We start from the raw sequence: 25,029 nt of genomic DNA on the forward strand, positions 1-25,029 counted from the left end.
CCAAGGTCGCTCATGTCCGCCGTCCTCGAACAAGCCATCGCAGACCAACTGCCCAGCGTGTCGGCCACCCAGCTCGTGGCCGGCATCCAGAAGGTTGGCCGCGCTGTGGCTGCCCACGGTGCGGTGCTCATCACCAAGCATGATCAGCCCGCCTTCGTGCTGATGTCGGTCGAGCATTACCGCGAAATGCAGCGTGCTGCCGAGCCCGACCTGGGTGCGCTGGGCGGCGAGTTCGACGCGATGCTGGCGCGCATGCAGGGGCAGGGCGATGCGCTCGCCGACGCCTTCGCGATGCCGCCTGAAGGCCTGGGTGCCGTGGCGGTGAAGGCCGTCAAGCCCCGTCGCAAGGCCGCCTGAGCCTTGCCCGCCAAGCTGTTTGTTCTCGCCGGTGTCAACGGTGCCGGCAAGAGTTCCCTGGGTGGCGCAGCCATCCAGGCGAGCGGCGCCGAGTTCTTCAACCCCGACATCGCAGCGGCCCGCCTGCGCGAGCAGCAGCCAGGCTTGTCCACGAGCCAAGCCAACGGCCTGGCCTGGACGCTGGGCCGCCGCGGCGTGGAGAAGGCGCTGGCGGAGGGGCTGACCTATGCCTTCGAGACGACGCTGGGCGGCAACAGCATCGCCAAGCTGCTGCTCGAAGGCGCTCGCGCCGGTGCCGAGGTGCATGTCTGGTACGCCGGCCTGGCCACGCCCGAGCTGCATATGCGCCGTATCCAGGCGCGCGTGGCGGCGGGTGGGCATGACATCCCCGAGGCCAAGGTGCGCGAGCGCTTCGACGCCAGCCGCAGCAACCTCGTCAAGCTGATGCCGCAGCTGGCCAGCCTGCGCGTCTATGACAACAGCTTCGAGGCCGACCCGCGCCTGGGCCGCCGGCCGCAGCCGGTGCTGCTGCTGCAAATGCAGGCCGGCCGTGCGATTGCGCACGCGCCGCTGCGCAGCGTGCCCGCCTGGGCCAAGCCGCTGCTGGCGGCCGCCCTGCGTTGACTATCATCGGCCCCCGATGAACAGGCTTGGGTTGTGATGAAGGTCTTGCTGGTCGATGCTTTTCCGATGGTGCGCGCGGCGCTCACCGGCCTGATCGAGCAGCATTTCGCCGGGGCGCAGGTGCAGGGTGTCGACAGCGCCGCTGCCGCGCGCGCCGCGCTGGCACAGGCGATCCCCCGCCTCGTGCTGCTGGATCTGCGCGTGGACGGCGGCTTCGAGCTGCTGCAGGAGATCCATCGCGAGCACCTGCTGCTGCCTGTCGTCGTCGTCTCGGGCAGCGACGAGACCGAGGATGCGCTGCAGGCCCTGGGCGCCGGCGCCATGGGCTATGTGCCCGAGCGCAGCGACCTGAACACGCTGGTGCAGGCCCTGCACCTCGTGCTGGCCGGTGGCACCTACGTGCCGCAGCTGAAACCGCGTGCTGACGACTCGCCCGCGCCGGCCGGGGCGGCCAGCTCTGCGCCGCCCGACTGGGCCGAGCTGCCGCTGACGCCACGCCAGAAGCATGTGCTGCACCTGCTGACACAAGGCCTGTCGAACAAGCTGATTGCGCGCGAGCTGGGCGTCAGCGTCGACACAGTCAAGGACCATGTCGCCGCCGTGCTGAAGGCGCTGGGCGTCAGCTCACGCACCCAGGCTGTCGTCGCGGCGACGCAGAAGGCCAGGCCCTGAGGTCTGGCGTTCAGCGCGGCGCGTAGCCGCTGGCCTGCAGCAGCGCGGCCGGGTCGCGGTTCTGCAGCAGGTCGCGCAGCGTGGCGCGGCGGTCGGTGGCCTTGTCCAGGCTGGCCTGTGCGATGTTCATGCCCACCCAGTAGCCCAACTCGCTGGGCCAGCCCTCGGGCAGCCCGGGGAACTTGGCACCGTAGTTGCCGAACCAGCGCCGCACGGCTTCATCCTTGGCGGGCTGCTCGCCGCGCAGCACGATGGCACGGTCGGCCTCGAAGCGGCGCCAGATCTCGGCCTCGCGCCCGCGCGCCCAGGCCTCGCGCTCGGCGTTGGGCTGCCGGCCCGTGACGAGGCGGGACAGCAGGTCGGGCGTGCCCTCGGCCAGGGCCGCGTACAGCAGCATGTCCTTGGGCTCGTCGCTGGGCTCGTGCTGCCAGGTATGCGCCGTCTCGTGCGCGAACATGCTGCGCATGCTGGTGCGGAAGGCCTCGGGCGTGGTGCCCACGCGGCACATCACCTCCAGGCCGAGAACCTGCGCGTCCGGCGCCGCCGTGCCGCCGCTGTTGCCGGCGCCGAAGACCAGGTAGACGGCCGGCAGCGGCAGCTCCGGCAGCAGGCCGCGGTAGGCCAGATAGGTCGCCCGCAGTTCCTCGTTGAGGCTGTCCACCATCGGCAGGCAGGTGCGGATGGCGTGGGCATAGTCGGCCGAGCGCCTCGCCACCGACGTGGCCAGCACCTCGGCGCTGCGGATGCGGCCGGGCGTGAAGATCTCGATGCCACGGCTGGCGCCCGTCAGGTAGTCGGCCTGCAACTCGGCCGCGGACGTGCGGCCGGCCTCGAAGGCGCGGGCGAAGCGGCGCGCGTCGTCGGCGCGCAGTTGCACGGTCAGCGGGTCTTCACCCGCGGCAAAGGCAGTGCCGGCCAGCAGCGCGACGGCGAGCAGAAGCAGTCGTTTCATCAATGAGCTCCGGCGTAGAGACGCTTGCCCACCTCGGCCTTGAACCAGCCGGACTCAAGATAGGCATACAGATTCTTGCCCGGGCAGACGGTCTGGCTGCTGTGGTCTTTGTGGCTGGCGATCGCATCCAGCCCCAGGTGGTGTTCGCGGGCCAGCCAGGCGGTCAGCTCCACGGCCGCGGTCAGTTGCGCCGGTGTCGGCTGCTGTTCCTCGAAATTGCCCACCAGCATGACGAGGGCGTGGCCGCGCGGGTCGTACTCGGTGTTGGTGTCGCCGGCCTGGGCGAGCGGCCGGGCGGCGTAGATGCGGCCGTCGGGCGCGATGACGTAGTGGTAGGGGATGTCTGCCCAGCGCTTGGTCAGGCGCGACCATTGCTGCAGCCGGCGCAGATAAGCCTGGACGTCGGCGCCTTCCTTCCAGATCTCGCCCTGGTGGTGGATCGTGATGTGCGTGATCTGCTGCGGCGCGGCGGCCGAGGCGACCGCGTTGCCGCCCCAGGCGTCGACGCTGACGATGTCGGGCGCAGGCGGCGCACTGGCGCAGCTGCCGAGCCCAAGCAAGGCAAGCAGCAGGGCAGGGTTTGCCGCGAACTTCACCGGACGGCGTCGATCGCGTTCAGCACCGCCTCCGCCGTGGCCGGCGCGCGCAGGGGTGGGTCGCAGCGCTCAGGCCCGCAGGCCGCGCAAGCGTCCTTGATCGCCAGCAGCGCCGCGAACCCCAGCAGCAGCGGTGGTTCGCCGACGGCCTTGCTGCGGTGGATGGTTTCGCTGGCATTGGCCACGCCGAAGAGTTCCACGCGCAGCTCGGGCGGGCAGTCGTTGGCGGTCGGGATCTTGTAGGTGCTGGGGGCGTGCGTCGTCAGCAGGCCGGTGACGGGGTGCCAAACGAGTTCTTCCATCGTCAGCCAGCCCATGCCCTGGATGAAGCCGCCTTCGATCTGGCCGATATCCAGGGCCGGGTTCAGGCTGGTGCCCACGTCGTGCAGCAGGTCGGCGCGGGTGATGCGGCTCTCGCCGGTCAGTGTGTCCACCAGCGCCTCGCAAACGGCACCGCCCCAGGCGTAGTAATAGAACGGGTGGCCTTGCAGCTTGCTGCGGTCCCAGTGCAGGCCGGGCGTGGCGTAGAAGCCATCGCTCCAGAGCTGCACGCGCTTCAGGTAGGCCGCGGCGACGAGTTCACCGAAGGGCAGGCTTTGCCCGCCGCCGCTGACCTGGCCGCCATCAAAGGCGATCAGCTCGGCCGCGCAGCCAAAGCGCTCGGCGGCGAAGGTGGCCAGGCGCTGCTTGATCTTGCGTGCGGCGTCCTGGGCGGCCTTGCCGTTCAGGTCGCTGCCGGTGGATGCAGCCGTGGCGGAGGTGTTGGCGACCTTGCTCGTGTCGGTGGCCGAGCAGCGCACGGCACCCAGCGGCAGGCCCAGCTCGTGGGCGACGACCTGGGCGACCTTGGTGTTCAGCCCCTGGCCCATCTCCGTGCCACCGTGGTTCACGAGCACCGAACCGTCGGTGTAGACGTGCACCAGCGCGCCGGCCTGGTTCAGGTGGGCCACGTTGAAGGAGATGCCGAACTTCACCGGCGTGAAGGCCAGGCCCTTTTTCAGCACCGGGCTGGCGGCGTTGAACGCGGCGATCTCCGCGCGGCGCTCGGCGTAGCGGCTGCTGGCCAGCAGTTGCGCCGTCAGCGGCTGGGCGTGCAGCTCTTCCACCTGCTGGCCGTAGGGCGTCATGTCCTGGCCGGCGGCGTAGAAGTTGCGCTGGCGCACCTCGGCCGCATCCTGGCCGAGCTGGCGCGCGATGCCGTCCAGGATCATCTCGATGGCGATGGCGCCCTGCGGGCCGCCGAAGCCGCGGAAGGCGGTGTTGCTTTGCGTGTTGGTCTTGGCGCAGTAGCCGTGCATGGCCACGTGGGGCAGCCAGTAGGCGTTGTCGAAGTGGCACAACGCCCGGGCCATGACGGGCGCCGACAGGTCGGCGCTGTGGCCGGCGTTGGAGACGAGGTCGATCTCGGCGGCGAGGATGCGACCGTCGGCGTCGAAGCCGACGTCCCAGCGGTAGTCGAAGCCGTGGCGGCGGCCGGTGACGAGGAAATCGTCATCGCGGTCCACGCGCAGCTTGACGGGCTTCTTGAGCTTCAGCGCGGCGATGGACGCGACGCAGGCGAACAGCGCGGACTGCGATTCCTTGCCGCCGAACCCGCCACCCATGCGGCGGCATTGCACCGCCACGCGGTGCGCCTGCCAGTGCAAGGCATGCGCAACGAGCTGCTGCATCTCGCTGGGGTGCTGGGTGGAGCAGTGCACGAGGATGCTTTCGCCGCCTTCCTGCGGCACGGCCAGACTGATCTGGCCCTCCAGGTAGAACTGCTCCTGGCCGCCGAGGCTCCACGTGCCTTGCAGGCGATGCGGTGCGGTGGCGAGGTGCTCGGCCGGCTCACCGCGCGTCAGGTGCATGGGGGGCAGCACGTATTGGCCGGCGGCGTGGGCCGCGAGCGCCGTCAGCACAGGCGGCAGCGGCTCGGTGCGGATGACCTGCCTGGCCAGGCCTGCCGCGCGGCGCGCCAGCTCGCGGTTCGTCGCGATGACGGCAAACACCGGCTGGCCGACGTAACGCAGTTCGTCGGCCGCCAGGATGGGGTCGTCGTGCAGCAGCGGGCCGCAGTTGTTCTCGCCGGCGATGTCGGCCGCGCTCAGCACGGCAACCACACCAGGCATCTGCCGGATGCGCGCCAGGTCGATGCCCAGCAGCTTGCCATGAGCGATGGGCGACAGGCCGAGCGCCGCGTGCAGCGTGCCGGCGGGCTCGGGCAGGTCGTCGATGTAGGGCGCCGCACCGCTGACGTGCAGGTGCGCCGACTCGTGCGGCGTCGATTTCCCGACGACAGGCTGCGCCAGGGGCAGGGTTTCGGGCTTGTTCATGCCGGTACCTCCTGCATCGAGGGCCAGATACCGATGGGAACGGCTTGCACGCCGCCGGTTTCCAGCCACAGCTTGGTGAACAGGTTCTGCGCCACTTTGAGCCGGTAGTCCGCCGAGGCGCGCATGTCGGTCATGGGCTTGAAGTCCAACGGCAGCGCAGCGGCAGCGGCCTTGGCCGCGGACTCGCTCCAGGGCTGGCCGATGACGGCAGCTTCGGCCGCGGCGGCACGCTTGACGATGGCCGCCATGCCGCCGAAGGCGAAGCGAGCCTCCTGAACCGTGCCGTTGTCGAGCTTGACGGCCAGCACCGCGCAGACGGCCGAGATGTCGCTGTCGTGCCGCTTGGCGATCTTGTGCGCGCTGAAGCGCCAGTCGGCCGAGAGCAGGGGCACGTGCAGCGCCTCGATGAACTCGCCGGGCTGCAAGTCCTTCTTCATGTAGTCCAGGTAGAAGTCCTGCAGCTTGATCCGGCGCTGCTGCGCGCCACGGCGCAGGATGACGTCGGCGCCTAGCGCGATCAGGGCCGGCGCGCCGTCGCCGATGGGCGAGCCGTTGGCGATGTTGCCGCCCAGCGTGCCGGCATGCCGCACCGGCGGCGACGCGAAGCGCAGCCACAGCTCGCGCAGGCGCGGCACGGCGGCGGTCAATGCGGCCCAGCTGTCTTCCAGCGAGGCGGCGGCACCAATCCACAGGCCCGATTCCTCTTCGCGGATCTCGCGCAGCGCCGCCACGCGGCCGGTGTAGATGACGTCGCCCAGGTCGCGGAACTGCTTGTTGACCCACAGCCCCACGTCGGTGGAGCCGGCCAGCAGCGTGGCCTGCGGATAGGTTTCGCGCAGCAGGGCCAGGTCGAGAACGCTTTGCGGCGCGTGGAAGCGGGCGCCGGGGTTCCCGTAGCCCAGCGGTTCGTCAGCGGCCAGCGCTTGCAGTGCCTGCGCAATCGGCGAGCGGTCCAGGCATCGGGCGGGTGCGTCGAACATCTGCTCGCCGGCGTCCAGGATGGGCCGGTAGCCCGTGCAGCGGCACAGGTTGCCGGCCAGCGCGTCGGCCAGCTGCTGGCGCGTGGGCTTGCTGCCGGCGGCCTGGTGGGTTTCGTAACAGGCCGTCAGGCTCATGACGAAGCCCGGCGTGCAGAAGCCGCATTGCGAGCCGTGGCAGTCCACCAGCGCCTGCTGGGCGGGGCTGAGCTGCTCGGGGCCACCCAGGTCTTCCACGGTCAGCAGCGCTCGGCCGTCCAGCGTGGGCAGGAACTGCGTGCAGGCGTTGACGTTGCGCAGTTGCAGCTGGCCGGATGCATCCAGTTCGCCCTGGATGACCGTGCAGGCGCCGCAGTCGCCCTCGGCGCAGCCTTCCTTGGTGCCGGTGCAGCCGGCATGCTCGCGCAGGTACTGCAACACGGTGGTCGTCGGAGGCAGGTTCTGGACCTCGACGACTTCGCCGCGGTGAAAAAAGCGGATGGGACGGGTATTCATGCTGCTCTGAATTGTGGGCCGTTGCATCAGAATTGCCACATGAGTTTTACTAACCAGGAAAAATTCTCCAACAGTTCCGGCCGATGGGCTTTGCGGGGCGATCTGCTCGATTTCACGGCCGCCCCAAGCTGGGGCGACACCGAATCGCCCGCGGTGCGCTTCGACCGCGACCACTGGCTGTTGATCGAGGACGGCCGCATCGTCGGCCGCCAGGCCACCGCGCCGGATGACAGCTGGGCGCGCAAGGACCATGCCGGCCAGCTGGTGCTGCCGGGCTTCATCGACACCCATGTCCACTGCCCGCAGCTGGAGGTCATTGGCTCCTACGGCACCGAGCTGCTGGACTGGCTGAAGCGCTACACCTTCCCGGCCGAATGCGCGTTTGCCGACCCGGCCCGCAGCCACGCGGGCGCCGAAGTCTTCCTCGACGCGCTGCTGGCCAGCGGCACCACGTCGGCCGTCGTCTTCCCGACCGTCCACAAGGTCTCGGCCGAAGCCCTGTTCGGCAGCGCCGCGGCGCGCGGCATGCGCCTCATCACCGGCAAGGTGCTGATGGATCGCCATGCGCCGGACGGGCTGCGGGACGACGTCGCCCAGGCCGAGAAGGACTGCATCGACCTCATCAGCCGCTTTCATGGCCGCGACCGCTTGGCTTATGCGGTGACGGTGCGCTTCGCGCCGACCAGCACGCCCGAGCAGCTCGCCATGGCCGGCGCGCTGTGCCGCGCCGACGCCAGCCTCTACATGCAGACCCACGTGGCCGAGAACCGTGCCGAGGTCGATTGGGTGGCTCAGCTGTTTCCGCAAGCGCGCAGCTACCTGGACGTCTACGAGAACGTGGGCCTGGTGCACGAGCGCGCCGTGCTGGCCCACGGCATCTGGCTGGACGACGTCGACAAGCGTCTCATCCATGACCGTGGCGCCCAGGTGGCGCATTGCCCGTCGAGCAACCTCTTCCTGGGCAGCGGCCTGTTCGACTGGCCGGGCGCCGGCTTTCATGTCAGCCTGGCGTCGGACGTGGGTGGCGGCACCAGCTTGAGCCTGCCGCGCAACATGCTCGACGCCTACAAGGTGCAAGCCCTGCGCGGATCTCGGCTGACGGCCTGGGCGGCCCTGCACGCCGCCACGCGCGGCGCGGCCGAGGCCCTGCAGCTGGGCGGTGAGATCGGCGGGCTGTCGGTCGGGCAGACGGCGGACATCTGCGTGTGGGACTGGGCCAAGGGCCCGGTCGCCGAGGCGCGGGATGCGGTCGCCCGTGAGCTGCACGAGCGCGTCTTCGCGTGGATGACGCTGTCCGACGAGCGCAACCTTGCTGCCTGCTACGTTGCAGGTCATCGCAAGATTTGAAGCCAGCCCGCCCCCTGAGGGGGTCAAGGCGACTCGGGAACGGCCCGGCGTCGCCTTGGAACCGCCTGTCCCCCGATTCCGCCGCTTCGTCACAACCCTGATGGGAGAGGGCGCGCTGGCTGGCTAGAGTCTGCCCACTTATTTCAACGGAGACTCCATGAGCCGACCCCTGCTGACCCTCGTTGCATCGCTTGCGCTGCTGGCCGCCGTGCCTGATGCCGCCGTCGCGGCCACCAAGCCTGTGGCTGCAACGGCCGCGGCACCCAAACCCGCCAAGCGCTACACCATCGAGCAGTTCATGGCCACCGTGAACATCGGCGGCGCCAGCTTCTCGGCGGACGAGAGCCGCATCCTCTTCCACAGCAACGAGACGGGCATCTTCAACGTCTACGCCATGCCCGTGGGCGGCGGCAAGCCCGTGCAGTTGACGAACTCCAAGACCGACAGCCACTACGCCGTCGGCTTCTTCCCCGGCGACGACCGCTTCCTCTACACCCGCGACCAGGCCGGCAACGAGCTCAACCACCTCTATGTGCGCGAGCTCGACGGCAGCGAGAAGGACCTGACGCCGGGCGACAAGCTCAAGGCCCGCTTCATGGGCTGGAGTGGCGACGACACCGCCTTCTACGCCGCCACGAACGAGCGCGACCCGCGCTTCTTCGACCTCTACCGCTACGACGCCAAAACCTATGCCCGCACGCTGGCCTTCAAGAACGAGGCCGGCTGGGAGGTTGCCGACATCAGTCGCGACGGCCGCTGGCTTGCCCTGGCCAAGGTCAACACGACGGCCGACTCCGACGTCCACCTGGCCGACCTGAAGAGCGGCGAGATCAAGCACATCACCAAGCACTCGGGCGTGGCCAGCTATGCGCCCCAGGACTTCACGCCCGACAGCAAGGAATTGCTGATGACGAGCAACGACGGCGGCGAGTTCACCCGCATCGTCGCCTACGACATCGCCAGCGGCGCCACCCGCGAGGTCGAGAAGGCCGACTGGGACGTGGACTACACCGCCTTCTCCAAGGACGGCCGCCACCGTGTCACCGGCGTCAATGCCGACGCCAGCACGGTGCTGCGCCTCTACCGCGACGGCAAGCCCGTCGCCCTGCCCAAGCTGCCCGGCGGCGAAGTGCGCGGCGTGACCTTCTCGCGCAGCGGCAAGCGCATGGCCTTCTACGTCAACGGCGACCGCTCGCCCAACAACCTCTTCGTCGCCGAGGTCGGTTCCAACGCAGCACCCAAGCAGCTGACGCAGAGCCTGTCCAAGGACATCGACCCGAACGAACTGGTGGACGCGTCGATCGCCCGCTTCAAGAGCTTCGACGGCATGGTCATCCCGTCGGTCTACATGCTGCCGAAGGACGCCTCGCCGACCCACAAGGTGCCGGCCATCGTCTGGGTGCATGGCGGCCCCGGCGGCCAGACCAAGCGCGGCTATTCGGCGCTGATGCAGTACTTCGTCAACAACGGCTATGCGGTGCTGGGCATCAACAACCGCGGCAGCTCGGGCTATGGCAAGACCTTCTTCACGGCCGATGACGGCAAGCATGGCCGCGAGCCGCTGTGGGACTGCATCGAGGCCAAGACCTTCCTCGCCTCCACCGGCGTCATCGACCCCGAGCGCATCGGCATCGTCGGCGGCAGCTATGGCGGCTATATGGTGCTGTCGGCCATGGCCTTCCGGCCCGAGGCCTTCAAGGTCGGCATCGACATCTTCGGCGTCGCCAACTGGATCCGCACGCTGGAGTCCATCCCGCCTTATTGGGAGAGCTTCCGCCTGGCGCTCTACCAGGAAGTCGGCGACCCGGTGAAGGACCGTGAGCGCCTGATGGCCACGTCGCCCCTCTTCCATGCCGGCGAGATCAAGAAGCCGTTGATGGTCATCCAGGGTGCCAACGACCCGCGCGTCATCAAGGCCGAGAGCGACGACATCGTTGCCGCGGTCAAGAAGAACAACGTGCCGGTGGACTACCTGGTGTTCGACGACGAGGGCCACGGCTTCTCGAAGAAGAAGAACACGCTGGAGGGCAACCGCCGCATGGTTGAGTTCCTGGATAAATACCTGAAGCCAGGCGTCAGCCTGCCGGCCAAGTAAGAAGGAGTTCCGCGATGTTCAGCTTCCTGCTCTGGTGCATCCTGTTCGTGATCTGCTGGCCGCTGGCCATCCTGGCCCTGCTGCTGTGGCCGCTGGTCTGGCTGATCACGCTGCCCTTCAGGTTGCTGGGCATCGCGATGGATGGCGTGTTCGGCCTGCTGCGCGCCATCGTCATGCTGCCCGCCCGCGTGCTGGGCGGGCGCTAGCACCCGGCGCGGCCGTATTTGCAGAATTTGCCGACTTCGATGGTCGGTCTTAGGCGGGCTGAACAGCCCGCCTTTTCGTTTGGCAATGCATAGCCGGTGGCCGCCGAACCAGAACTTTTCATGGCTGGCAGCGCAGGACCGCGCTGAGATCTAGCGGTGTCAACCGATAAAAATGATAATTTTCCACAATCAATCTGATTGAGGGAAGTCGCAGGGATGAAAAGATCCAGGCCGTCCACCTCCGAGCCACTGGCGGAGCCGGCACGAGAACCGCGACCCTGGGAAGACCCGTCATGACACTGTTTCGTGCATTCGCGCTGGCCCTGGCCGGCATGGCGCTCGCAGCCTCTTCGGCGCAAGCCCAGACGCTGGAGCGCGTGCGCACGAGCAGCAAGTTGCTCGTGTGCATCTGGCCCGACTACTACGGCGTGACCTACCGCAACCCGCGCACCCAGCAGCTGGGTGGCATCGACATCGACCTGTCCGCCGAGCTGGCCCGGGAGCTGGGCGTGGGGCTGGAGTACGTCGAGTCGTCCTTCCCCCAACTGGTGGCCGACCTCAACGCCGGCCGCTGCGACGTGGCCATGTTCGCCGTGGGCATGCTGGCCAGCCGCAAGGAGCAGCTGGCCTTCACCGAGCCCTATCTGCAGAGCGACATCTACGGCATCACCAACCGCGCCAGCCGCACGGTGCGCCAGTGGGCCGACATCGACCAGCCCGGCGTCGTCGTGGCCGTGCAGGCCGGTACCTTCATGGAGCCCGTCATGCGCGACGCGCTCAAGCAGGCCCGGATGGTGGTGATCCGCCCGCCGGCCACGCGCGAGCAGGAGCTCGAGGCCGGCCGCGTCGACGTGTTCATGAGCGACTACCCCTACAGCCGCCGGCTACTGGACAACGCCGACTGGGCACGCCTGGTGGCGCCGCCCAAGCCCTTCTTCGTGCTGCCCTATGGCTACGCGGTCAAGCGCGGTGATGCGCGCTGGCTGGCGCGGCTGGACGAGTTCGTTGCGGCCATCAAGCGCGACGGCCGGCTGCTCGCTGCGGCGCGGCGGCACGGGCTGGCGGACATCGTCGTGACGCGCTAGCGCGGGCATCGCCGCGCCTGCCCGTGCCTCGGAACGGTGCAAGAATGAGCAGGAACCGCCAACCTGCCTAACTTGCCAAACACGCCGACGCCGTGACGCCTCAGCACATTGCCGTAGTCGACGACGAATCCGCCATCACCGAGCTGCTGGCCCACTACCTCGCCACCCATGGCTTCCGGACCACCCAGCTGCACTCAGGCCGCGCGCTGATGGAGCTGATGCCGGCAGACCCGCCCGAGCTGGTGCTGCTGGATCTGGGCCTGCCGGGCGAGGACGGTTTTGCCATCGCGCGCCAGCTGCGCGAGCACTGGCGCTGCGGCCTCGTCATAATCACCGGCCGGGGCGACGCGGTGGACAAGGTCGTGGGGCTGGAGGTGGGCGCCGACGACTACGTCACCAAGCCCTTCGACCTGCGCGAGCTGGTGGCGCGCATCAAGGCCGTGCTGCGGCGCATCGAGCCAGCACAGCCTGCCGTCGCGGCACCGGCCGCTCCCGCCGTGGCCACCGCGGCTGCGCCGCCCATCGGCACGCGCCTGGGCTTCCTGGGCTGGCGGCTGGACCTGGCCGCGCGCCGCCTGGACGACCCCGTCGGCACCGAGGTGCGGCTCACCACCGGCGAATTCGAGCTGCTGGCGACGCTGGCGCAGCATGCCGGGCGCGTGCTGTCGCGCGACTTCCTGCTGGAGCACACACGCGGCCGCGAGGCGGCGCCATTCGACCGCACGATCGACGTGCAGGTCGGCCGCTTGCGCAAGAAGCTGGAAGTCGACGCGGAGAACCCGCAGATCATCAAGTCGGTGCGCGGCGCCGGCTACATCTTCATCCCGCCCGTGGGCCCGGCACCGTAGATGGACGCACACCGCCCGCCCGCCACGACACCGCAGGCCGTGGACGACCTGGGCGTCTACCGCTCGTTGTTCTCTGCCGCAGCGGATGGCCTGCTGCTGGTGGATACCGCGGGCCAGATCGTGCTGGCCAACCCCGCCGCGGCAAAGCTGCTGGGCTACGCGCCGGACGAGCTCATCGGCACCAGCGTGGATGCGTTGGTGCCCAACAGCATCCGCCCGCGCCACGCGGCCTACCGTCAGGCCTACGGCCAGGCACCGCGCCCGCGCCCGATGGGCACGCAGATGGAGTTGGTGGCCAAGCGGCGCGACGGCAGCGAGGTCATGGTGGAGATCGCGCTGAGCCCGCTGCAGAGCCACGGCCTGCCTTTTGTCGTGGCGGCCATCCGCGACATCGGGGCCTACCCGCGCGTGAAGCAGGCGCTGCAGCGCGCCCGGCACAGCGAGCACCTGGCGCAGCTCGGCCGCATGGCCGTCGACGAGCGCGAACCCCAGCAGCTGCTGATGCGCGTGCCCGAGCTCGCGGCCCAGGCGCTGGAGGCGGAGTTCTCCAGCGTGCTGCTGCTGGAGCCCGACCGGCAGGAATTTCTTGTCGTCAGCCGCTTTGGTGAATTCGCCTCCCTGCCGCTGGGTGCGCGGCTGGCCAACACCGCCCGCACGGCGGCCGGCTACGTGCTGGCACTGGCGCAGCCCCTGGTCGTTGCGGACCTGGCGCTGGAGACCCGCTTCGAGGTGCCGCAGGCCGACCTCGACGCCGGCATGGCCAGCCTGCTGGCGGTGCCGCTGTTCGACCGCGGCCGCATGACCGGCGTGCTGTGCGTGCGCTCGCGCACCGCCGGGCACTTCGGTGCGGACGAAACGCGCTTCCTGCAGTCGCTGGCCAACCTGCTGGCCACCTGCCTGCAGCGCGCGCAAAGCGAAGAGGCGCTCAACCATGCGCAGCGGCTGGAGAGCGTGGGCCAGCTGACCGGCGGCATCGCGCACGATTTCAACAACCTGCTGACCGTCATCCAGGGCAACCTTCAGGTGCTGGAGGAACTGCCTGCGCTGGCCGGCCACGAGTTCGGGCAACAGCTCGTCAGCGCGGCAACGCGGGCGGCGCGGCGCGGTGCCGAGCTGACCGGCAAGCTGCTGGCGTTCTCGCGCCGCCAGGTGCTGCAGCCGGCCGCGGTGGATGTGGGCGCGCTGTTGCACTCGCTGGCGGACATGCTGCGCCGCACGCTGGACCAGCGCATCGAGATCGGCGTCGAACTGTCAGGTGATCGGCTCGTCGTGCTGGCTGACCCCGGCCAGCTGGAGGCATCGCTGCTCAACATCGCCATCAACGCACGAGATGCCATGCCCGACGGGGGCTCGCTGCGCTTCAGCGCCGGGCCGGCCGGCACGCTGCCCGCCCAGGTGCGGCGCGAGATCGACGACCCGAGTGCGCCGGACGAGCGCTTCCTGCGCATCGTCATCGCCGACACCGGCTCGGGCATGGCCGAGGAAGTCAGGGAGCGCGCCTTCGAGCCCTTCTTCACGACCAAGCAGGCCGGGCGCGGCACGGGGCTGGGGCTGAGCACCGTCTACGGCTTCGCCAAGCAGTCGCGTGGCGCGGTGGCCATCGAGTCGGCGCCGGGCACGGGCACGACGATCTCGCTGTATCTGCCGCGGCCCTGGGGCCAGCAGCTGGCGCGCGATGAGCCCGAGGGCGAAGTCGGCGCACTGCCGCCGGGCTTGAAGGTGCTGATGGTGGAAGACGACACCGAGGTGCGCGCGGTGGCGCGGCAGTTCCTGGATGCGCTGGGCTGCGAAGTGACGGCCTGTGCCAGTGCCGAGCAGGCGCTGCTGCTGTTGACGAACGACGCTGCGTTCGAGCTGCTACTGACGGATATCGCGCTAGGCCCAGGCATGCGCGGCACCGAGCTGGCCGGCCTGGCGCAGCAGCGCCTGCCCGGCCTGGCCGTGCTGCTGATGTCGGGCTTCTCGGCCGAGCTGCTGGAGGCCGACCAGGACTCGCCACCCGGCTGGGAGCTGCTGCAAAAGCCTTACTCACGGGCCGAGCTCGCCCAGGCCATCGCCAGGGCGCTGTCAGGCGGCGGTTAGCCGTTCTTCTGCTGTGAGGCTCAGTGCAGGCCGGCCAGCGTGTCGCGGCGTTCCACGTAGGCCGCGAGTGCCCGCAGATCGGGAATGCAGATGTCGCGGCGGCTCTTCTCGTTGAAGGCGATCAGCTTGGCCCGGGCCAGCCGGGACAACACGCGGCTGACGGTCTCCAGCGTCAGGCCCAGGTAGTTGCCGATCTCGGCGCGTGTCAGGCGCAGGCTGAACTGGTCCGCGCGCAGGCCACGCACGGCCAGGGCGTCGGCCCAGTAATGCAAGAAGGTGGCCACGCGGGCGTCGGCGGGCAGCGTGCAGATGGCCATCAGCGAGTCGCGGTCGCGCATGATCTCGTTGCTCATGGCCTCGTGCATGCTGGTCATCAGCGCGGGATGCTCGGCGCAGGCTTGCAGCAGCGCGTCGTAGCGCACCGTCCAGACTTCGGCGGTGTCCAGCGCGATGGCGTCGCAGCCGTAGCTGCCCTGGGAGATGGCGCTGAAGCCCAGCCAGTCACCGCGAAACCGCAGGCCCACGACCTGCTCGCGCCCATCGCTGGACAGGCTGATCAGCTTGAAGAAGCCCGAGTTCAGGATGTGCAGGTGGTCGAACCGGTCGCCAGCGCGGTAGATGACGTCGCCCGCATGCACGATCCGGCGCTTGGGCGCCAGCACGGCGGCGATCAGCTTGAGCGTGTCGGCGATGCGCTGGCCCGTGCCGGCCCGCACGTCGTCCCGGGTGCCGATGGCCGCACGGCGGCCGAGGGCGAGGTGGGCGATCTGGTGCACTGCGGGCTGCGAGGTGAGGGGCTGTTGCATGCGGTTCTCCGTGGGGGGCGTTTGATGGAGGTCATGCTATGAAGCGCCGGCCAACGCTTGAGCAACACGCCAAATCGCTCGGTAGCGCTCCGTAACAGCGCGTGAACAGACGGTGACGAACGGCGCAACAACAAGGGAGATCCCTTCAGGTTGACCTGCGTCAAGGCCCGCGCAGTTGGCTTCGCTACGCTGCAAAGCCATGTGTTCGCTGGCCGTCGAAGGTGCCGTTGGTGCCGACTTTTCCAACCCCGCCCAGGCGGCCGCGTTGTTGCGGCAGGCCAGGGCGCTCGCGCGTGCGGGCGCCGCCGGGCTGCAGCTGATGGCGGGCAAGCAACTGGCGCTGCTGTCGCCCACTGGCGGCGACGAGCAGGCCCTCGAATTCATCGAGGCGGCCCGGGCGCTCGGCGCGCATGTGTCCTTCGTGCAGGCCCGGCTGGACGAGGGCAGCAGCGAGCCGCAGATCGACGCCACGGCCCGCGTGCTGGGCCGGCTCTACGACGCGGTGGAGTGCCAGCATCTGCCGGCCGAGCTGGTCAGGCGCATCGCCCGCGGCGCGGGCATCCCGGTCTTCGCCGGCCTGGCCATGCCGGATCATCCAACGGCCACGCTCGTGGATGACCTGGGCGGCGAAGCGACCCCGCAGGTCCGGCGCCGCAGCATCCTGCAGGCGGCGTTGCTCGTCAGCCTGACCTAGAGCGGCGTCACCGGCCGGTCCACGCCCCAGCGGCGGTAAAGCTCCGCGGCCGAGCCCGTGCGCAGCCACTGCTCGAAAGCAAGGTCGTAGCGCTGCGACAGCGTCTCGCCCGCGGCGCTGCGGGCGAAGGCCATGTGGCCGTGCAGCACGTCCAGCGGCGGCGAACAGCGCGCCACGGCGTCGCCCAGGTTCAACTTCTGCAGCACTGGCTGGCAGTTGCGGTCATTGGCCGCGAACAGCTCGACGCGCCGCTTCATCAGCATCTGCAGGCCCGCGTCCACGTTCTGCACCCAGGTGAGCTGGTTCATCGAGGTCTTCATGCGCTCGAAGCGGCTGCCATAGGCCCAGCCGCGCACGGCAGCCACCGGTGTCTGCGCCAGGTCGGCGAACTCGCCCGTCCAGCGCGCCTCCTCGCCCCGGCGGGCATACCAGACCATGGCGTCCGAGTAGAAGGAGCGCACGCTGAACAGCATGCGCGCCTCGCGCTCCGGCGTGCGGTAGGGGCCGATGAGGATGTCGGCCTCGCCCTGCTCCAGCATCAGCTGGGCGCGCGACCAGGGCACCCATTCGCAGCGCAAGCTGTCGCCGAAGAGCTGGCCCAGCAGGTCCACCGCCAGGCCCTTGGGTGCCTGACCTTCCGACCCTTCGAAGATGCGCGCGAACTGCGAGCCCACGGCTCGCAGCGGCGCAGCATGGGCCGGCTGCAGCATGGCCATCCCGCCCATCCAACCCAGCCCCGCCCTGCACCACGCCCGCCGCGTCTGCATGCTCAGCTCCCGTCGTTGGAGACGACGCTGATGATGCGCGCGTGTCGCGCCGGCATCAAGGAATGTCGATCTCGTGCAGCGCGAACTCGCCACCCCGGCGGCGGTCCTCGAAGAAGCAGCGCAGCGTCTCACGCGTCGTCTTGAAGGCAATCTCGTCCCAGGGAATCTCGCTCTCGTCGAACAGGCGCGCTTCCAGCGATTCCGGGCCTGGGTTGAAGTCCGGCGAGCGCAGCCGGGCGCGGTAGAAGAGGTGGATCTGCCCCACACGCACGACGTTGAGCACGGTGTACAGCGGCCCCATCTCGGCGTCGGCACCGGCCTCCTCCTGCGTCTCGCGCAGGGCGCCTTCCGCGGTGGTTTCGCCCAACTCCATGAAGCCGGCCGGCAGCGTCCACAGGCCGTGGCGCGGCTCGATGGCGCGGCGGCACAGCAGCACGCGGCCGTCCGCCTCCCAGACGGGCAGCGTGCCGACGACGTTCAGCGGGTTCTGGTAGTGGATGCTGCTGCAGCTGGGGCAGACGGCGCGCTCCCGGTTGTCGTCCGCCGGGATGCGGTATTCCACGGCGGCGCCGCAGTTCGGGCAATGCTTGAAGCGGCTGGGAAAGGGCATGTGCCCCAGTTTATAGAGCGCGAGAATCAGTGCCATGAAGCTCTACAACTACTTCCGATCCTCGGCCTCGTGGCGCGTGCGCATCGGCCTCGCGCTCAAGGGGCTGGACTACGACTACGCGTCCATCCACCTCGCGAAGAACGAGCAGTTCGCCGAGCCCTTCGCCAACCAGCAGGTCTCGCACCTGGTGCCGGCGCTGGTGTTGGACGACGGCCGCTGGCTGAGCCAGTCCATGGCCATCCTGGAGTACCTGGACGAGACCCACCCCGAACCGCCGCTGCTGCCGCGCGACCCGTTTGCCCGCGCGCAGGTGAGGGCGTTGGCCCAGGACGTCGGCTGCGACATCCACCCCATCAACAACCTGCGTGTGCTGCGCTACCTGAAGAACGATCTCGGCCAGGAGCAGGACACCGTGGACCGCTGGTACCGCCACTGGGTCGCCACCGGCCTGGCCATCGTCGAGCAGCGCCTGGCCGCCACGGCCGGGCAGTTCAGCTTCGGCGACACGCCGGGCCTGGCGGACTGCCTGCTGGTGCCTCAGGTCTACAACGCCCAGCGCTTCGAATGCCCGCTGGACGACTACCCGACCGTGATGCGCGTGAACGCCGCCTGCCTGGCGCTGCCGGCCTTTGCCAACACCCATCCCAGCGTCTGCCCCGATGCTGCTTGATTCGACGCACTGGCTGCGGCCTGGCTGGCCCGAGGTCAACGCCTTCATGACGACGCTTGGCGCCAACTTCGGCCGCAAGGCGGGAGACCCGGAGGTGGCCCAGGCCAACCGGGCCGGGCTCGCCCCACTGCTCGGCGCGCGGCCCATCTTTCTCGATCAAGTCCACGGCGCCGACGTCGTCCGCCTGAGCAGCGGCTGGCATGACGACAACGCGCCCAAGGCCGACGCGGCCGTGTCGACCGACCCCGAACTGGCCGTGGCCATCCTCGTCGCCGATTGCCTGCCGGTGCTGTTCGCTGCACCCGGCGGCGTGGCCGGCGCACACGCGGGCTGGCGAGGCCTGGCGGCCGGGGTGCTGGAGAACACGGTGGCCGAGCTTTGCGACGCAGCCGGCTGCGCGCCGCATGAGGTGAAGGCCTGGCTGGGCGCCTGCATCGGCCCGGAGGCCTTCGAGGTCGGCCCCGAGGTCGTCACGGCATTCGGCCGCGAGCCGCTGCCGCACGACCAGCCCGGTTTCCGCTATCGCCCCAACCCCGAGCCTCGTTGGCTCGCTGACCTGGCCTTGCTGGCTCGCGAACGCTTGAGCACGGCCGGTGTCACCGAAATCAGCGGCGGTTCGTGGTGCACGCTGACCGATGATTCACGCTTCTTCTCGTTTCGGGGCGAGGCCCTCGGCCGGCCCCGTGGCCGCATGGCCGCCTGCATCGCCCTCCGCCGCTGATTCAGCCGCACGACGACGACGCTTGCGACCCGGTGTGCCGAGGATGTAGAGCAGCAGGCCCAGTGGAAGGACACCGTAAAGCATCAGCGTGACGAAGGCACCGAACAGCGACCCCTGAGGGCTGATCGCTTCGGCTGCAGCCATCATCAGCGCAACATACGCCCAGGCAATCGCAACGAGATACATGTGTCATTGGCACGTCAGCGCGTGCGGTTAAAAAACTGGGTCAGCGAGATGTGGCAAGCTTATTGCAACGGATCGAGACAACACCGCCAAGGCGGAAGCTCCGAGGAAGACATGGCCACTCGCAAGAAGAACGACGCACCGCCCACGATGGACGGGCAGCCCTTCGCGGACCTGATGCAGCAGATGGCGCATCTCCCGCAGATCTCGCCGGCAAGCCTGGCTGAATTGCAGGCCGACTACCTGAAGCAGGCCACGGCGCTGTGGAACACGTCGCTGGGCCAGGGCGAAACGCCCGCAGCTGGCGACCGCCGCTTCGCCGCGCCCGAATGGCGGGCCAACCCGGCCGCCAACTTCATGAGCCAGCTCTACCTGCTCAACGGCCGCACGCTGGGCAAGATGGCCGAGCAGGTCGAGGCCGACGACAAGACCAAGGCGCGCATCCGCTTCGCGGTGCAGCAGTTCGTCGACGCCGTGTCACCCAGCAACTACCTGGCGCTGAACCCCGAGGCGCAGAAGCTGGCGCTCGACAGCAAGGGCGAAACGCTGACGCGCGGCCTGCAGCATCTGTGGGGCGACGTGCAGCGCGGCCATGTGTCGCAGACGGACGAGAGCGCTTTCGAGGTCGGCAGGAACGTGGCCACCACCGCGGGCAGCATCGTGTTCGAGAACGAGCTGTTCCAGCTCATCGAGTACGCGCCGCTGACGGCCGAGGTGCATGCGCGGCCCTTCCTGCTGGTGCCGCCCTGCATCAACAAGTTCTACATCCTCGACCTGCAGCCGGACAACTCGCTGATCCGCTATGCCGTGTCCGAAGGCCATCGCGTCTTCGTCGTCAGCTGGCGCAACCCGGACGAATCGGTCAAGCACCTGAGCTGGGACGACTACATCGAGGAAGGCGCCATCGAGGCCATCCGTGTCGTTCAGGAAATCTCGGGCCAGGACAAGATCAACACGCTGGGCTTCTGTGTCGGCGGCACCATCCTCACAACGGCCCTGGCCGTGCTGGCCGCGCGTGGCGAGCAGCCGGCCGCCAGCCTGACGCTGCTGACCACGCTGCTGGACTTCGCCGACAACGGCATCCTGGACATCTTTGTCGACGAAGCCAGCGTTCGGCTGCGCGAGGCCACACTTGGCCCGGATTCGCCCAAGGGCCCGCAGCTGCTGCACGGCCAGGAGCTGGCGACGACCTTCAGCTTCCTGCGCCCGAACGACCTGGTGTGGAACTACGTCGTCGGCAACTACCTCAAGGGCGAGGCGCCGCCGGCCTTCGACCTGCTGTACTGGAACGGTGACTCCACCAACCTGCCGGGCCCGATGTACTGCTGGTACCTGCGCCACACCTATCTGCAAAACGAGCTCAAGGTGCCGGGCAAGCTGACTGTCTGCGGCGAGAAGCTGGACCTCGGCGCCATCGACGCGCCGGTCTACATCTACGGCTCGCGCGAAGACCACATCGTGCCCTGGCAGGCGGCCTACCGGAACACGCAGATTTTCAACGGCAAGAAGCGCTTCGTGATGGGCGCCTCGGGTCATATCGCAGGCGTCATTAACCCGCCGGCCAAGGGCAAGCGCAGCCACTGGATTGCCAAGGCCAGCGCGCTGCCGGCCGAAGCCGAGGCCTGGTTCAAGAGTGCGACCGAGCACCCGGGGAGCTGGTGGCCGGACTGGTCCGCCTGGCTGGCTGCGCATGCCGGCGCCAAGAAGCCCGCGGCCAAGACGCCGGGCAACCGCAAGTTCAAGCCGATCGAGCCCGCGCCCGGTCGTTACGTCAAAGTCAAAGCCTGAAGGAGACCTCACCATGAGTCAGCAAGACATCGTCATCGTCGCCGCCGCGCGCACCGCCATCGGCAAGTTCGGCGGCACGCTCGCCAAGACACCCGCCAGCGAACTGGGCGCGGCCGTCATCCAGGACCTGCTGCGCCGCACCGGCTTGGCGGGCGACCAGATCAACGAGGTCATCCTCGGCCAGGTGCTGACGGCCGGCGTCGGCCAGAACCCGGCGCGCCAGTCGGTCATCAAGTCGGGCCTGCCGCAGGCGGTGCCGGCCATGACCATCAACAAGGTCTGCGGCTCCGGCCTGAAGGCCGTGATGCTGGCCGCCCAGGCCATCCGCGATGGCGACAGCGACATCATCATTGCCGGCGGCCAGGAGAGCATGAGCCTGAGCCCCCACGTGCTGCCGGGCTCGCGCGACGGCCAGCGCATGGGCGACTGGAAGATGGTCGACACGATGATCGTTGACGGCCTGTGGGACGTGTACAACCAGTACCACATGGGCATCACCGCCGAGAACGTCGCCAAGAAGTACGGCATCACCCGCGAGCAGCAGGATGCACTCGCGCTGGGCAGCCAGCAGAAGGCCGCCGCGGCCCAGGACGCCGGCCGCTTCAAGGACGAGATCGTGCCGTTCAGCATTGCGCAGAAGAAGGGCGACCCCATCGTCTTCGCTGCCGATGAGTTCATCAATCGCAAGTCCAACGCCGAAGTGCTGGCCGGCCTGCGCCCCGCCTTCGACAAGGCCGGCAGCGTGACGGCCGGCAACGCCTCGGGCCTGAACGATGGCGCCGCTGGTGTCGTCGTCATGACAGCCGCCAAGGCGGCGGCACTGGGCCTTACGCCGCTGGCCCGCATCGCGTCCTACGCGTCGGCCGGCCTCGACCCCGCGCTGATGGGCATGGGCCCCGTGCCCGCCGCGCGCAAGGCGCTGGAGCGCGCGGGCTGGAAGCCTGCCGACCTGGACCTGCTGGAAATCAACGAAGCCTTCGCCGCCCAGGCCTGTGCCGTGCACAACGAGATGGGCTGGGACATGAGCAAGGTGAACGTCAACGGTGGCGCGATTGCACTCGGCCACCCCATCGGTGCCAGCGGCTGCCGCGTGCTCGTCACGCTGCTGCACGAGATGGTCAAGCGCGATGCCAAGAAGGGCATAGCATCACTGTGCATTGGCGGCGGCATGGGCGTGGCCCTGACCGTTGAACGCTGATTCCCCACAACAGCCAGGAGACAAACATGAGTCAAAAAGTTGCCTACGTCACCGGAGGTATGGGCGGCATCGGTACCGCCATCTGCCAGCGCCTGCACAAGGAGGGCTTCAAGGTCATCGCGGGCTGTGGCCCGAGCCGTGACTATCAGAAGTGGCTCGACGAGCAGAAGGCGCTGGGCTACAGCTTCTACGCCTCCGTCGGCAACGTGGCCGACTGGGATTCGACCGTCGAGGCCTTCCAGAAGGCGATTGGCGAACATGGCTCCGTGGACGTGCTCGTCAACAACGCCGGCATCACCAAGGACCGCATGTTCCTGAAGATGACGCCGGACGACTGGCACGCCGTCATCGACACCAACCTGAACAGCATGTTCAACGTGACCAAGCAGGTCGTGCCGGGCATGGTGGAAAAGGGCTGGGGCCGCATCATCCAGATCTCGTCCGTCAATGGCGAGAAGGGCCAGGCCGGGCAGACCAACTACTCCGCCGCCAAGGCCGGCATGCACGGCTTCACGATGGCGCTGGCGCAGGAGCTGGCGAGCAAGGGCGTGACGGTCAACACGGTCAGCCCCGGCTATATCGGCACCGACATGGTCCGCGCCATCAAGCCCGAGGTGCTGGAGAAGATCGTCGCGACCATCCCCGTGAAGCGCCTGGGCGCGCCCGAGGAGATCGGCTCCATCGTCGCGTGGCTGGCCAGCGGAGACTCCGGCTTCTCGACCGGCGCCGATTTCTCCTGCAACGGCGGCATGCACATGGGCTGACCCCTCACGGGGCCTCGCCTGAAGCCGGCTGCCTGTGCAGCCGGCTTTTTCTTGGCCGCACCGCCTTGGGGCGGGATGGCAACAATTCCACGCTTGCGCGCGGAACGGTGCGCGGCTGTGAATTCGTCCCCTGAATCAGGGGCTTGGCCTGACTACATTCCCGATTTAGCGCCGCGCAGCTGGCGCATTAGCAATAGGGATGAGTCGGATGAACCTGATCTTTCTGCCCGCCGTGAGATTGATGCGCCGCCTGCCGATGGCGCACAAGTTCTTCATTGTTTGCCTCTGCTTTGCGATTCCGCTGGCGTACCTGCTGGTGTCGCTGGCGGGTGACCGAGCCGATGCCCGCGACTTCTCCGCCAAAGAGTTGATCGGTGTCGCGCAGGTGCGGGAGGTCAGCAGCCTGTTGAACGCCGCCATGGTGCTGCGCGGCACCTCCATCGGCCTCAGCGCCAAGACGCCCGGGGCCGAGGCCAAGCGTGATGACGCCCTTGCCAAGTTCAACGCCCAGGCCCAGGCGCTGGAGAAACACATCGGTGCGGCACAGGACCCGCTCAAGCTCACCGCCGGCCTGGCGGCCGCGCGGGACAAGGCCAAGGCCCTGGCCGCCCTCGGTGCGGCGGAGCCCGAGCCGGTCATCGTGGCCAGCTTGATGTTGACGGACACGGTGCAGTCGCTCGTCGAACAGGCCTCGTCCGAGTCCAACCTGGCCCTGGATCCTGACGCTGATACCTATTACCTGATGCTGAGCGTCACCGACGCCCTGCCTCACCTGCGAGACGCCATCGGCCGCATGCGCGCACTCGGCGCCGCCGCCGCCCAGATGGGCTCACCGCCGGCTGGCGTGCTGCAACGCCTGCACCAGGCCGACACGCTGACCGAGGAATACCTGACCCGCCTGACCGGCGCGCTCAATCGCGTCGCGGCAGCCAATCCCGAGGCCATGAAGGGTCTGGACGTGCAACTCACGGACCGCATCCGCAAGGACTTCCGCGAGAAGTTCGCCCAGGGCTTTGTGCTGGGTGAGGCGCCCAAGGTCGAGGCCGCCGAGTGGTTCGCCCTTGGCACGGCCCAGATCGCCGCGACCGACAAGCTGGAGCGCGCTGCCGAGGCCAAGTTGGCCGAGCTGGTCGAGGTGCGGGTCAAGCGCCTGACGCGCGAGCTGTGGACGGCCATGGGGCTGGCCATCGCCTTCGTCGCCATCGCGGTCTATGCGCTGGTGAGCTACTACCTTGCCTCGCGCAGCACCTGCGCCGCGCTGGGCCGCCGCATCGAGGCCCTTGGTGCCGGCGACCTCAGCGAGACGCCGGCCCTGGACGGCCGTGACGAGGTCGTGCTGGCGACGAATGCGCTGCGCGACGCCATGCGGCGCCTCAGCGGCCTCGTGCACGAGGTGCGCGCCGGTGCCGAGCACATCTCCAGCTCCGCCACGCAGATCTCGGGCGCCAACCAGGACTTGTCGGCACGCGGCAACGCGATGGCCTCCGTCGTCGAGCAGACCAGCGCCAGCACCGGCATGCTGGAGCAGACGGTCGACCACAACATGAGCAGCGCGCGCGAGGCCCACGACCTCGTGCAGGGCGCCGCCAGCCTGGCCGGCCGGGGGGGCGAGATCGTGCAGCGCGCGGTGAGCTCCATGGGCGAGATCACCGCCAGCTCGCGCCGCATCGGCGACATCATCCAGGTCATCGACTCCATCGCCTTCCAGACCAACATCCTGGCGCTCAACGCCGCCGTCGAGGCCGCGCGTGCGGGCGAGCAGGGCCGCGGTTTCGCCGTCGTTGCGAGCGAAGTGCGCTCGCTGGCCCAGCGGTCCGCCGAGGCAGCGAAAGAGATCAAGACGCTGATCAACACGTCCATCGAGACCGTCCACCAGGGCGAGGCCTACGTGACGCAGGCCGGCGGCTCCATGGGCGAGATCGTGCAGGCCATCCACCGCGTGGCCGCCATCGTCGGCGACATCACAAGCCAGTCTTCGTCCCAGGCCGACCAGATTCGCCAACTCGCCGCCGCCATCCGCGAGGTGGACTCAACGACACAGCAGAACGCGGCGTTGGTGGAGGAAACAGCAGCATCGGCGTCGTTGCTTGAAGACCGGGCCGGGCAGCTGCGGGATGCGGCGGCGAGGTTCAGGACGGCGAGGGCCTGATTCCATGGGCGGTCTGTTGATGTTGGCT

General features: G+C 68.8%; 23 protein-coding genes. 16 read left to right on the forward strand and 7 right to left on the reverse strand.

Features of this window, described 5'->3' with window-relative positions:
* Window positions 1-12 precede the first annotated feature (12 nt).
* Genes AC07V5_RS13615 through AC07V5_RS13625 form a run of 3 tightly spaced genes read left to right on the forward strand, consistent with a single transcriptional unit; the run spans window position 13 to window position 1,653 of the window.
* On the forward strand, window positions 13-357 hold the full coding sequence (locus AC07V5_RS13615) for a type II toxin-antitoxin system prevent-host-death family antitoxin (protein ID WP_495116214.1): 345 nt from the start codon (window positions 13-15) through the stop codon (window positions 355-357).
* Between the two features lie 3 nt (window positions 358-360).
* Window positions 361-981 carry an ATPase gene (locus AC07V5_RS13620; protein ID WP_495116215.1) on the forward strand — a complete coding sequence of 207 codons (621 nt, stop codon included), beginning with the start codon at window positions 361-363 and terminating at the stop codon, window positions 979-981.
* A gap of 36 nt (window positions 982-1,017) precedes the next feature.
* A complete protein-coding gene (locus tag AC07V5_RS13625) occupies window positions 1,018-1,653 on the forward strand; it encodes a response regulator transcription factor (protein ID WP_495116216.1) in 636 nt (211 codons plus the stop codon).
* Between the two features lie 10 nt (window positions 1,654-1,663).
* Here the strand turns inward: AC07V5_RS13625 and AC07V5_RS13630 are convergent, their stop codons facing one another.
* Genes AC07V5_RS13630 through xdhA form a run of 4 tightly spaced genes read right to left on the reverse strand, consistent with a single transcriptional unit; the run spans window position 1,664 to window position 6,988 of the window.
* Complete coding sequence (locus tag AC07V5_RS13630; protein ID WP_495116217.1) at window positions 1,664-2,605, reverse strand: gliding motility protein GldB-related protein; 942 nt, start codon at window positions 2,603-2,605, stop codon at window positions 1,664-1,666.
* The gene (locus AC07V5_RS13635) at window positions 2,605-3,201 is read right to left on the reverse strand and encodes a peptidoglycan recognition protein family protein (protein WP_495116218.1); all 597 of its coding nucleotides are present in this window, start codon (window positions 3,199-3,201) and stop codon (window positions 2,605-2,607) included. The genes AC07V5_RS13630 and AC07V5_RS13635 overlap by 1 nt, the downstream gene beginning before the upstream one ends.
* Window positions 3,198-5,516 (reverse strand): xanthine dehydrogenase molybdopterin binding subunit, encoded by a 2,319-nt coding sequence (gene xdhB / locus AC07V5_RS13640; RefSeq protein ID WP_495116219.1) that lies wholly within the window; start codon window positions 5,514-5,516, stop codon window positions 3,198-3,200. Before xdhB ends, AC07V5_RS13635 begins: the two co-directional genes overlap by 4 nt.
* The gene (xdhA, locus tag AC07V5_RS13645; protein WP_495116220.1) at window positions 5,513-6,988 is read right to left on the reverse strand and encodes a xanthine dehydrogenase small subunit; all 1,476 of its coding nucleotides are present in this window, start codon (window positions 6,986-6,988) and stop codon (window positions 5,513-5,515) included. The genes xdhB and xdhA overlap by 4 nt, the downstream gene beginning before the upstream one ends.
* A gap of 39 nt (window positions 6,989-7,027) precedes the next feature.
* Between xdhA and guaD the strand changes: the two genes are divergently transcribed.
* From guaD to AC07V5_RS13675, 6 genes are all read left to right on the forward strand, one after another.
* Window positions 7,028-8,335, forward strand: a complete 1,308-nt coding sequence (gene guaD, locus AC07V5_RS13650; protein WP_495116221.1) for a guanine deaminase — start codon at window positions 7,028-7,030, stop codon at window positions 8,333-8,335.
* Between the two features lie 157 nt (window positions 8,336-8,492).
* A complete protein-coding gene (locus tag AC07V5_RS13655) occupies window positions 8,493-10,430 on the forward strand; it encodes a S9 family peptidase (protein ID WP_495116222.1) in 1,938 nt (645 codons plus the stop codon).
* A gap of 14 nt (window positions 10,431-10,444) precedes the next feature.
* On the forward strand, window positions 10,445-10,636 hold the full coding sequence (locus tag AC07V5_RS13660) for a hypothetical protein (RefSeq protein ID WP_495116223.1): 192 nt from the start codon (window positions 10,445-10,447) through the stop codon (window positions 10,634-10,636).
* A 293-nt stretch (window positions 10,637-10,929) separates the two neighbouring features.
* Window positions 10,930-11,721, forward strand: a complete 792-nt coding sequence (locus AC07V5_RS13665) for an ABC transporter substrate-binding protein (RefSeq protein ID WP_495116224.1) — start codon at window positions 10,930-10,932, stop codon at window positions 11,719-11,721.
* 92 nt (window positions 11,722-11,813) lie between these two features.
* A complete protein-coding gene (locus tag AC07V5_RS13670; protein WP_495116225.1) occupies window positions 11,814-12,569 on the forward strand; it encodes a winged helix-turn-helix domain-containing protein in 756 nt (251 codons plus the stop codon).
* Window positions 12,570-14,651 carry a PAS domain S-box protein gene (locus AC07V5_RS13675; RefSeq protein WP_495116226.1) on the forward strand — a complete coding sequence of 694 codons (2,082 nt, stop codon included), beginning with the start codon at window positions 12,570-12,572 and terminating at the stop codon, window positions 14,649-14,651. It abuts the gene before it with no gap.
* A 20-nt stretch (window positions 14,652-14,671) separates the two neighbouring features.
* On the opposite strand, the gene AC07V5_RS13680 is transcribed toward AC07V5_RS13675, so the two are convergent.
* On the reverse strand, window positions 14,672-15,457 hold the full coding sequence (locus tag AC07V5_RS13680) for a Crp/Fnr family transcriptional regulator (protein WP_495116227.1): 786 nt from the start codon (window positions 15,455-15,457) through the stop codon (window positions 14,672-14,674).
* A 199-nt stretch (window positions 15,458-15,656) separates the two neighbouring features.
* Here AC07V5_RS13680 and AC07V5_RS13685 point away from each other — a divergent pair, with 199 nt between their 5' ends.
* On the forward strand, window positions 15,657-16,151 hold the full coding sequence (locus AC07V5_RS13685; protein WP_495116228.1) for an ornithine carbamoyltransferase: 495 nt from the start codon (window positions 15,657-15,659) through the stop codon (window positions 16,149-16,151).
* On the opposite strand, the gene AC07V5_RS13690 is transcribed toward AC07V5_RS13685, so the two are convergent.
* Window positions 16,148-16,867 (reverse strand): substrate-binding periplasmic protein, encoded by a 720-nt coding sequence (locus AC07V5_RS13690; protein WP_495116229.1) that lies wholly within the window; start codon window positions 16,865-16,867, stop codon window positions 16,148-16,150. The genes AC07V5_RS13685 and AC07V5_RS13690 overlap by 4 nt on opposite strands.
* A gap of 106 nt (window positions 16,868-16,973) precedes the next feature.
* Window positions 16,974-17,528: an NUDIX hydrolase gene (locus AC07V5_RS13695; RefSeq protein ID WP_495116230.1), complete on the reverse strand. Its 555-nt coding sequence runs from the start codon at window positions 17,526-17,528 to the stop codon at window positions 16,974-16,976.
* Between the two features lie 34 nt (window positions 17,529-17,562).
* On the opposite strand from AC07V5_RS13695, the gene maiA reads away from it, so the two are divergent.
* From maiA to AC07V5_RS13725, 6 genes are all read left to right on the forward strand, one after another.
* The gene (gene maiA / locus AC07V5_RS13700) at window positions 17,563-18,198 is read left to right on the forward strand and encodes a maleylacetoacetate isomerase (RefSeq protein ID WP_495116231.1); all 636 of its coding nucleotides are present in this window, start codon (window positions 17,563-17,565) and stop codon (window positions 18,196-18,198) included.
* Entirely contained in the window at window positions 18,188-18,919 is a 732-nt protein-coding gene (locus tag AC07V5_RS13705; protein ID WP_495116232.1) for a purine nucleoside phosphorylase YfiH/LACC1 family protein, read from the forward strand. Before maiA ends, AC07V5_RS13705 begins: the two co-directional genes overlap by 11 nt.
* Window positions 18,920-19,252: 333 nt before the next feature.
* Window positions 19,253-20,890, forward strand: coding sequence for a class I poly(R)-hydroxyalkanoic acid synthase (gene phaC / locus AC07V5_RS13710; protein ID WP_495117062.1), 1,638 nt, complete (start codon window positions 19,253-19,255; stop codon window positions 20,888-20,890).
* A 13-nt stretch (window positions 20,891-20,903) separates the two neighbouring features.
* The gene (locus AC07V5_RS13715) at window positions 20,904-22,088 is read left to right on the forward strand and encodes an acetyl-CoA C-acetyltransferase (protein WP_495116233.1); all 1,185 of its coding nucleotides are present in this window, start codon (window positions 20,904-20,906) and stop codon (window positions 22,086-22,088) included.
* Between the two features lie 26 nt (window positions 22,089-22,114).
* Window positions 22,115-22,852 (forward strand): acetoacetyl-CoA reductase, encoded by a 738-nt coding sequence (gene phbB, locus AC07V5_RS13720; RefSeq protein WP_495116234.1) that lies wholly within the window; start codon window positions 22,115-22,117, stop codon window positions 22,850-22,852.
* 208 nt (window positions 22,853-23,060) lie between these two features.
* The gene (locus AC07V5_RS13725) at window positions 23,061-25,001 is read left to right on the forward strand and encodes a methyl-accepting chemotaxis protein (protein WP_495116235.1); all 1,941 of its coding nucleotides are present in this window, start codon (window positions 23,061-23,063) and stop codon (window positions 24,999-25,001) included.
* Window positions 25,002-25,029: the final 28 nt, after the last annotated feature.

The sequence above is a fragment of the Roseateles sp. GW821-FHT02E12 genome (assembly GCF_059421665.1).

Excerpts from the sequence above, each read along its gene's own strand:
- AC07V5_RS13615 (WP_495116214.1), top strand. The coding sequence starts at position 13 with ATGTCCGCCGTCCTCGAACAAGCCATCGCAGACCAACTGCCCAGCGTG.
- AC07V5_RS13625 (WP_495116216.1), top strand. The coding sequence starts at position 1,018 with ATGAAGGTCTTGCTGGTCGATGCTTTTCCGATGGTGCGCGCGGCGCTC.
- AC07V5_RS13630 (WP_495116217.1), bottom strand. The coding sequence starts at position 2,605 with ATGAAACGACTGCTTCTGCTCGCCGTCGCGCTGCTGGCCGGCACTGCC.
- xdhB (WP_495116219.1), bottom strand. The coding sequence starts at position 5,516 with ATGAACAAGCCCGAAACCCTGCCCCTGGCGCAGCCTGTCGTCGGGAAA.
- xdhA (WP_495116220.1), bottom strand. The coding sequence starts at position 6,988 with ATGAATACCCGTCCCATCCGCTTTTTTCACCGCGGCGAAGTCGTCGAG.
- guaD (WP_495116221.1), top strand. The coding sequence starts at position 7,028 with ATGAGTTTTACTAACCAGGAAAAATTCTCCAACAGTTCCGGCCGATGG.
- AC07V5_RS13655 (WP_495116222.1), top strand. The coding sequence starts at position 8,493 with ATGAGCCGACCCCTGCTGACCCTCGTTGCATCGCTTGCGCTGCTGGCC.
- AC07V5_RS13660 (WP_495116223.1), top strand. The coding sequence starts at position 10,445 with ATGTTCAGCTTCCTGCTCTGGTGCATCCTGTTCGTGATCTGCTGGCCG.
- AC07V5_RS13665 (WP_495116224.1), top strand. The coding sequence starts at position 10,930 with ATGACACTGTTTCGTGCATTCGCGCTGGCCCTGGCCGGCATGGCGCTC.
- AC07V5_RS13675 (WP_495116226.1), top strand. The coding sequence starts at position 12,570 with ATGGACGCACACCGCCCGCCCGCCACGACACCGCAGGCCGTGGACGAC.
- AC07V5_RS13680 (WP_495116227.1), bottom strand. The coding sequence starts at position 15,457 with ATGCAACAGCCCCTCACCTCGCAGCCCGCAGTGCACCAGATCGCCCAC.
- AC07V5_RS13685 (WP_495116228.1), top strand. The coding sequence starts at position 15,657 with ATGTGTTCGCTGGCCGTCGAAGGTGCCGTTGGTGCCGACTTTTCCAAC.
- AC07V5_RS13690 (WP_495116229.1), bottom strand. The coding sequence starts at position 16,867 with ATGGCCATGCTGCAGCCGGCCCATGCTGCGCCGCTGCGAGCCGTGGGC.
- AC07V5_RS13695 (WP_495116230.1), bottom strand. The coding sequence starts at position 17,528 with ATGCCCTTTCCCAGCCGCTTCAAGCATTGCCCGAACTGCGGCGCCGCC.
- maiA (WP_495116231.1), top strand. The coding sequence starts at position 17,563 with ATGAAGCTCTACAACTACTTCCGATCCTCGGCCTCGTGGCGCGTGCGC.
- AC07V5_RS13705 (WP_495116232.1), top strand. The coding sequence starts at position 18,188 with ATGCTGCTTGATTCGACGCACTGGCTGCGGCCTGGCTGGCCCGAGGTC.
- phaC (WP_495117062.1), top strand. The coding sequence starts at position 19,253 with ATGGACGGGCAGCCCTTCGCGGACCTGATGCAGCAGATGGCGCATCTC.
- AC07V5_RS13715 (WP_495116233.1), top strand. The coding sequence starts at position 20,904 with ATGAGTCAGCAAGACATCGTCATCGTCGCCGCCGCGCGCACCGCCATC.
- phbB (WP_495116234.1), top strand. The coding sequence starts at position 22,115 with ATGAGTCAAAAAGTTGCCTACGTCACCGGAGGTATGGGCGGCATCGGT.
- AC07V5_RS13725 (WP_495116235.1), top strand. The coding sequence starts at position 23,061 with ATGAACCTGATCTTTCTGCCCGCCGTGAGATTGATGCGCCGCCTGCCG.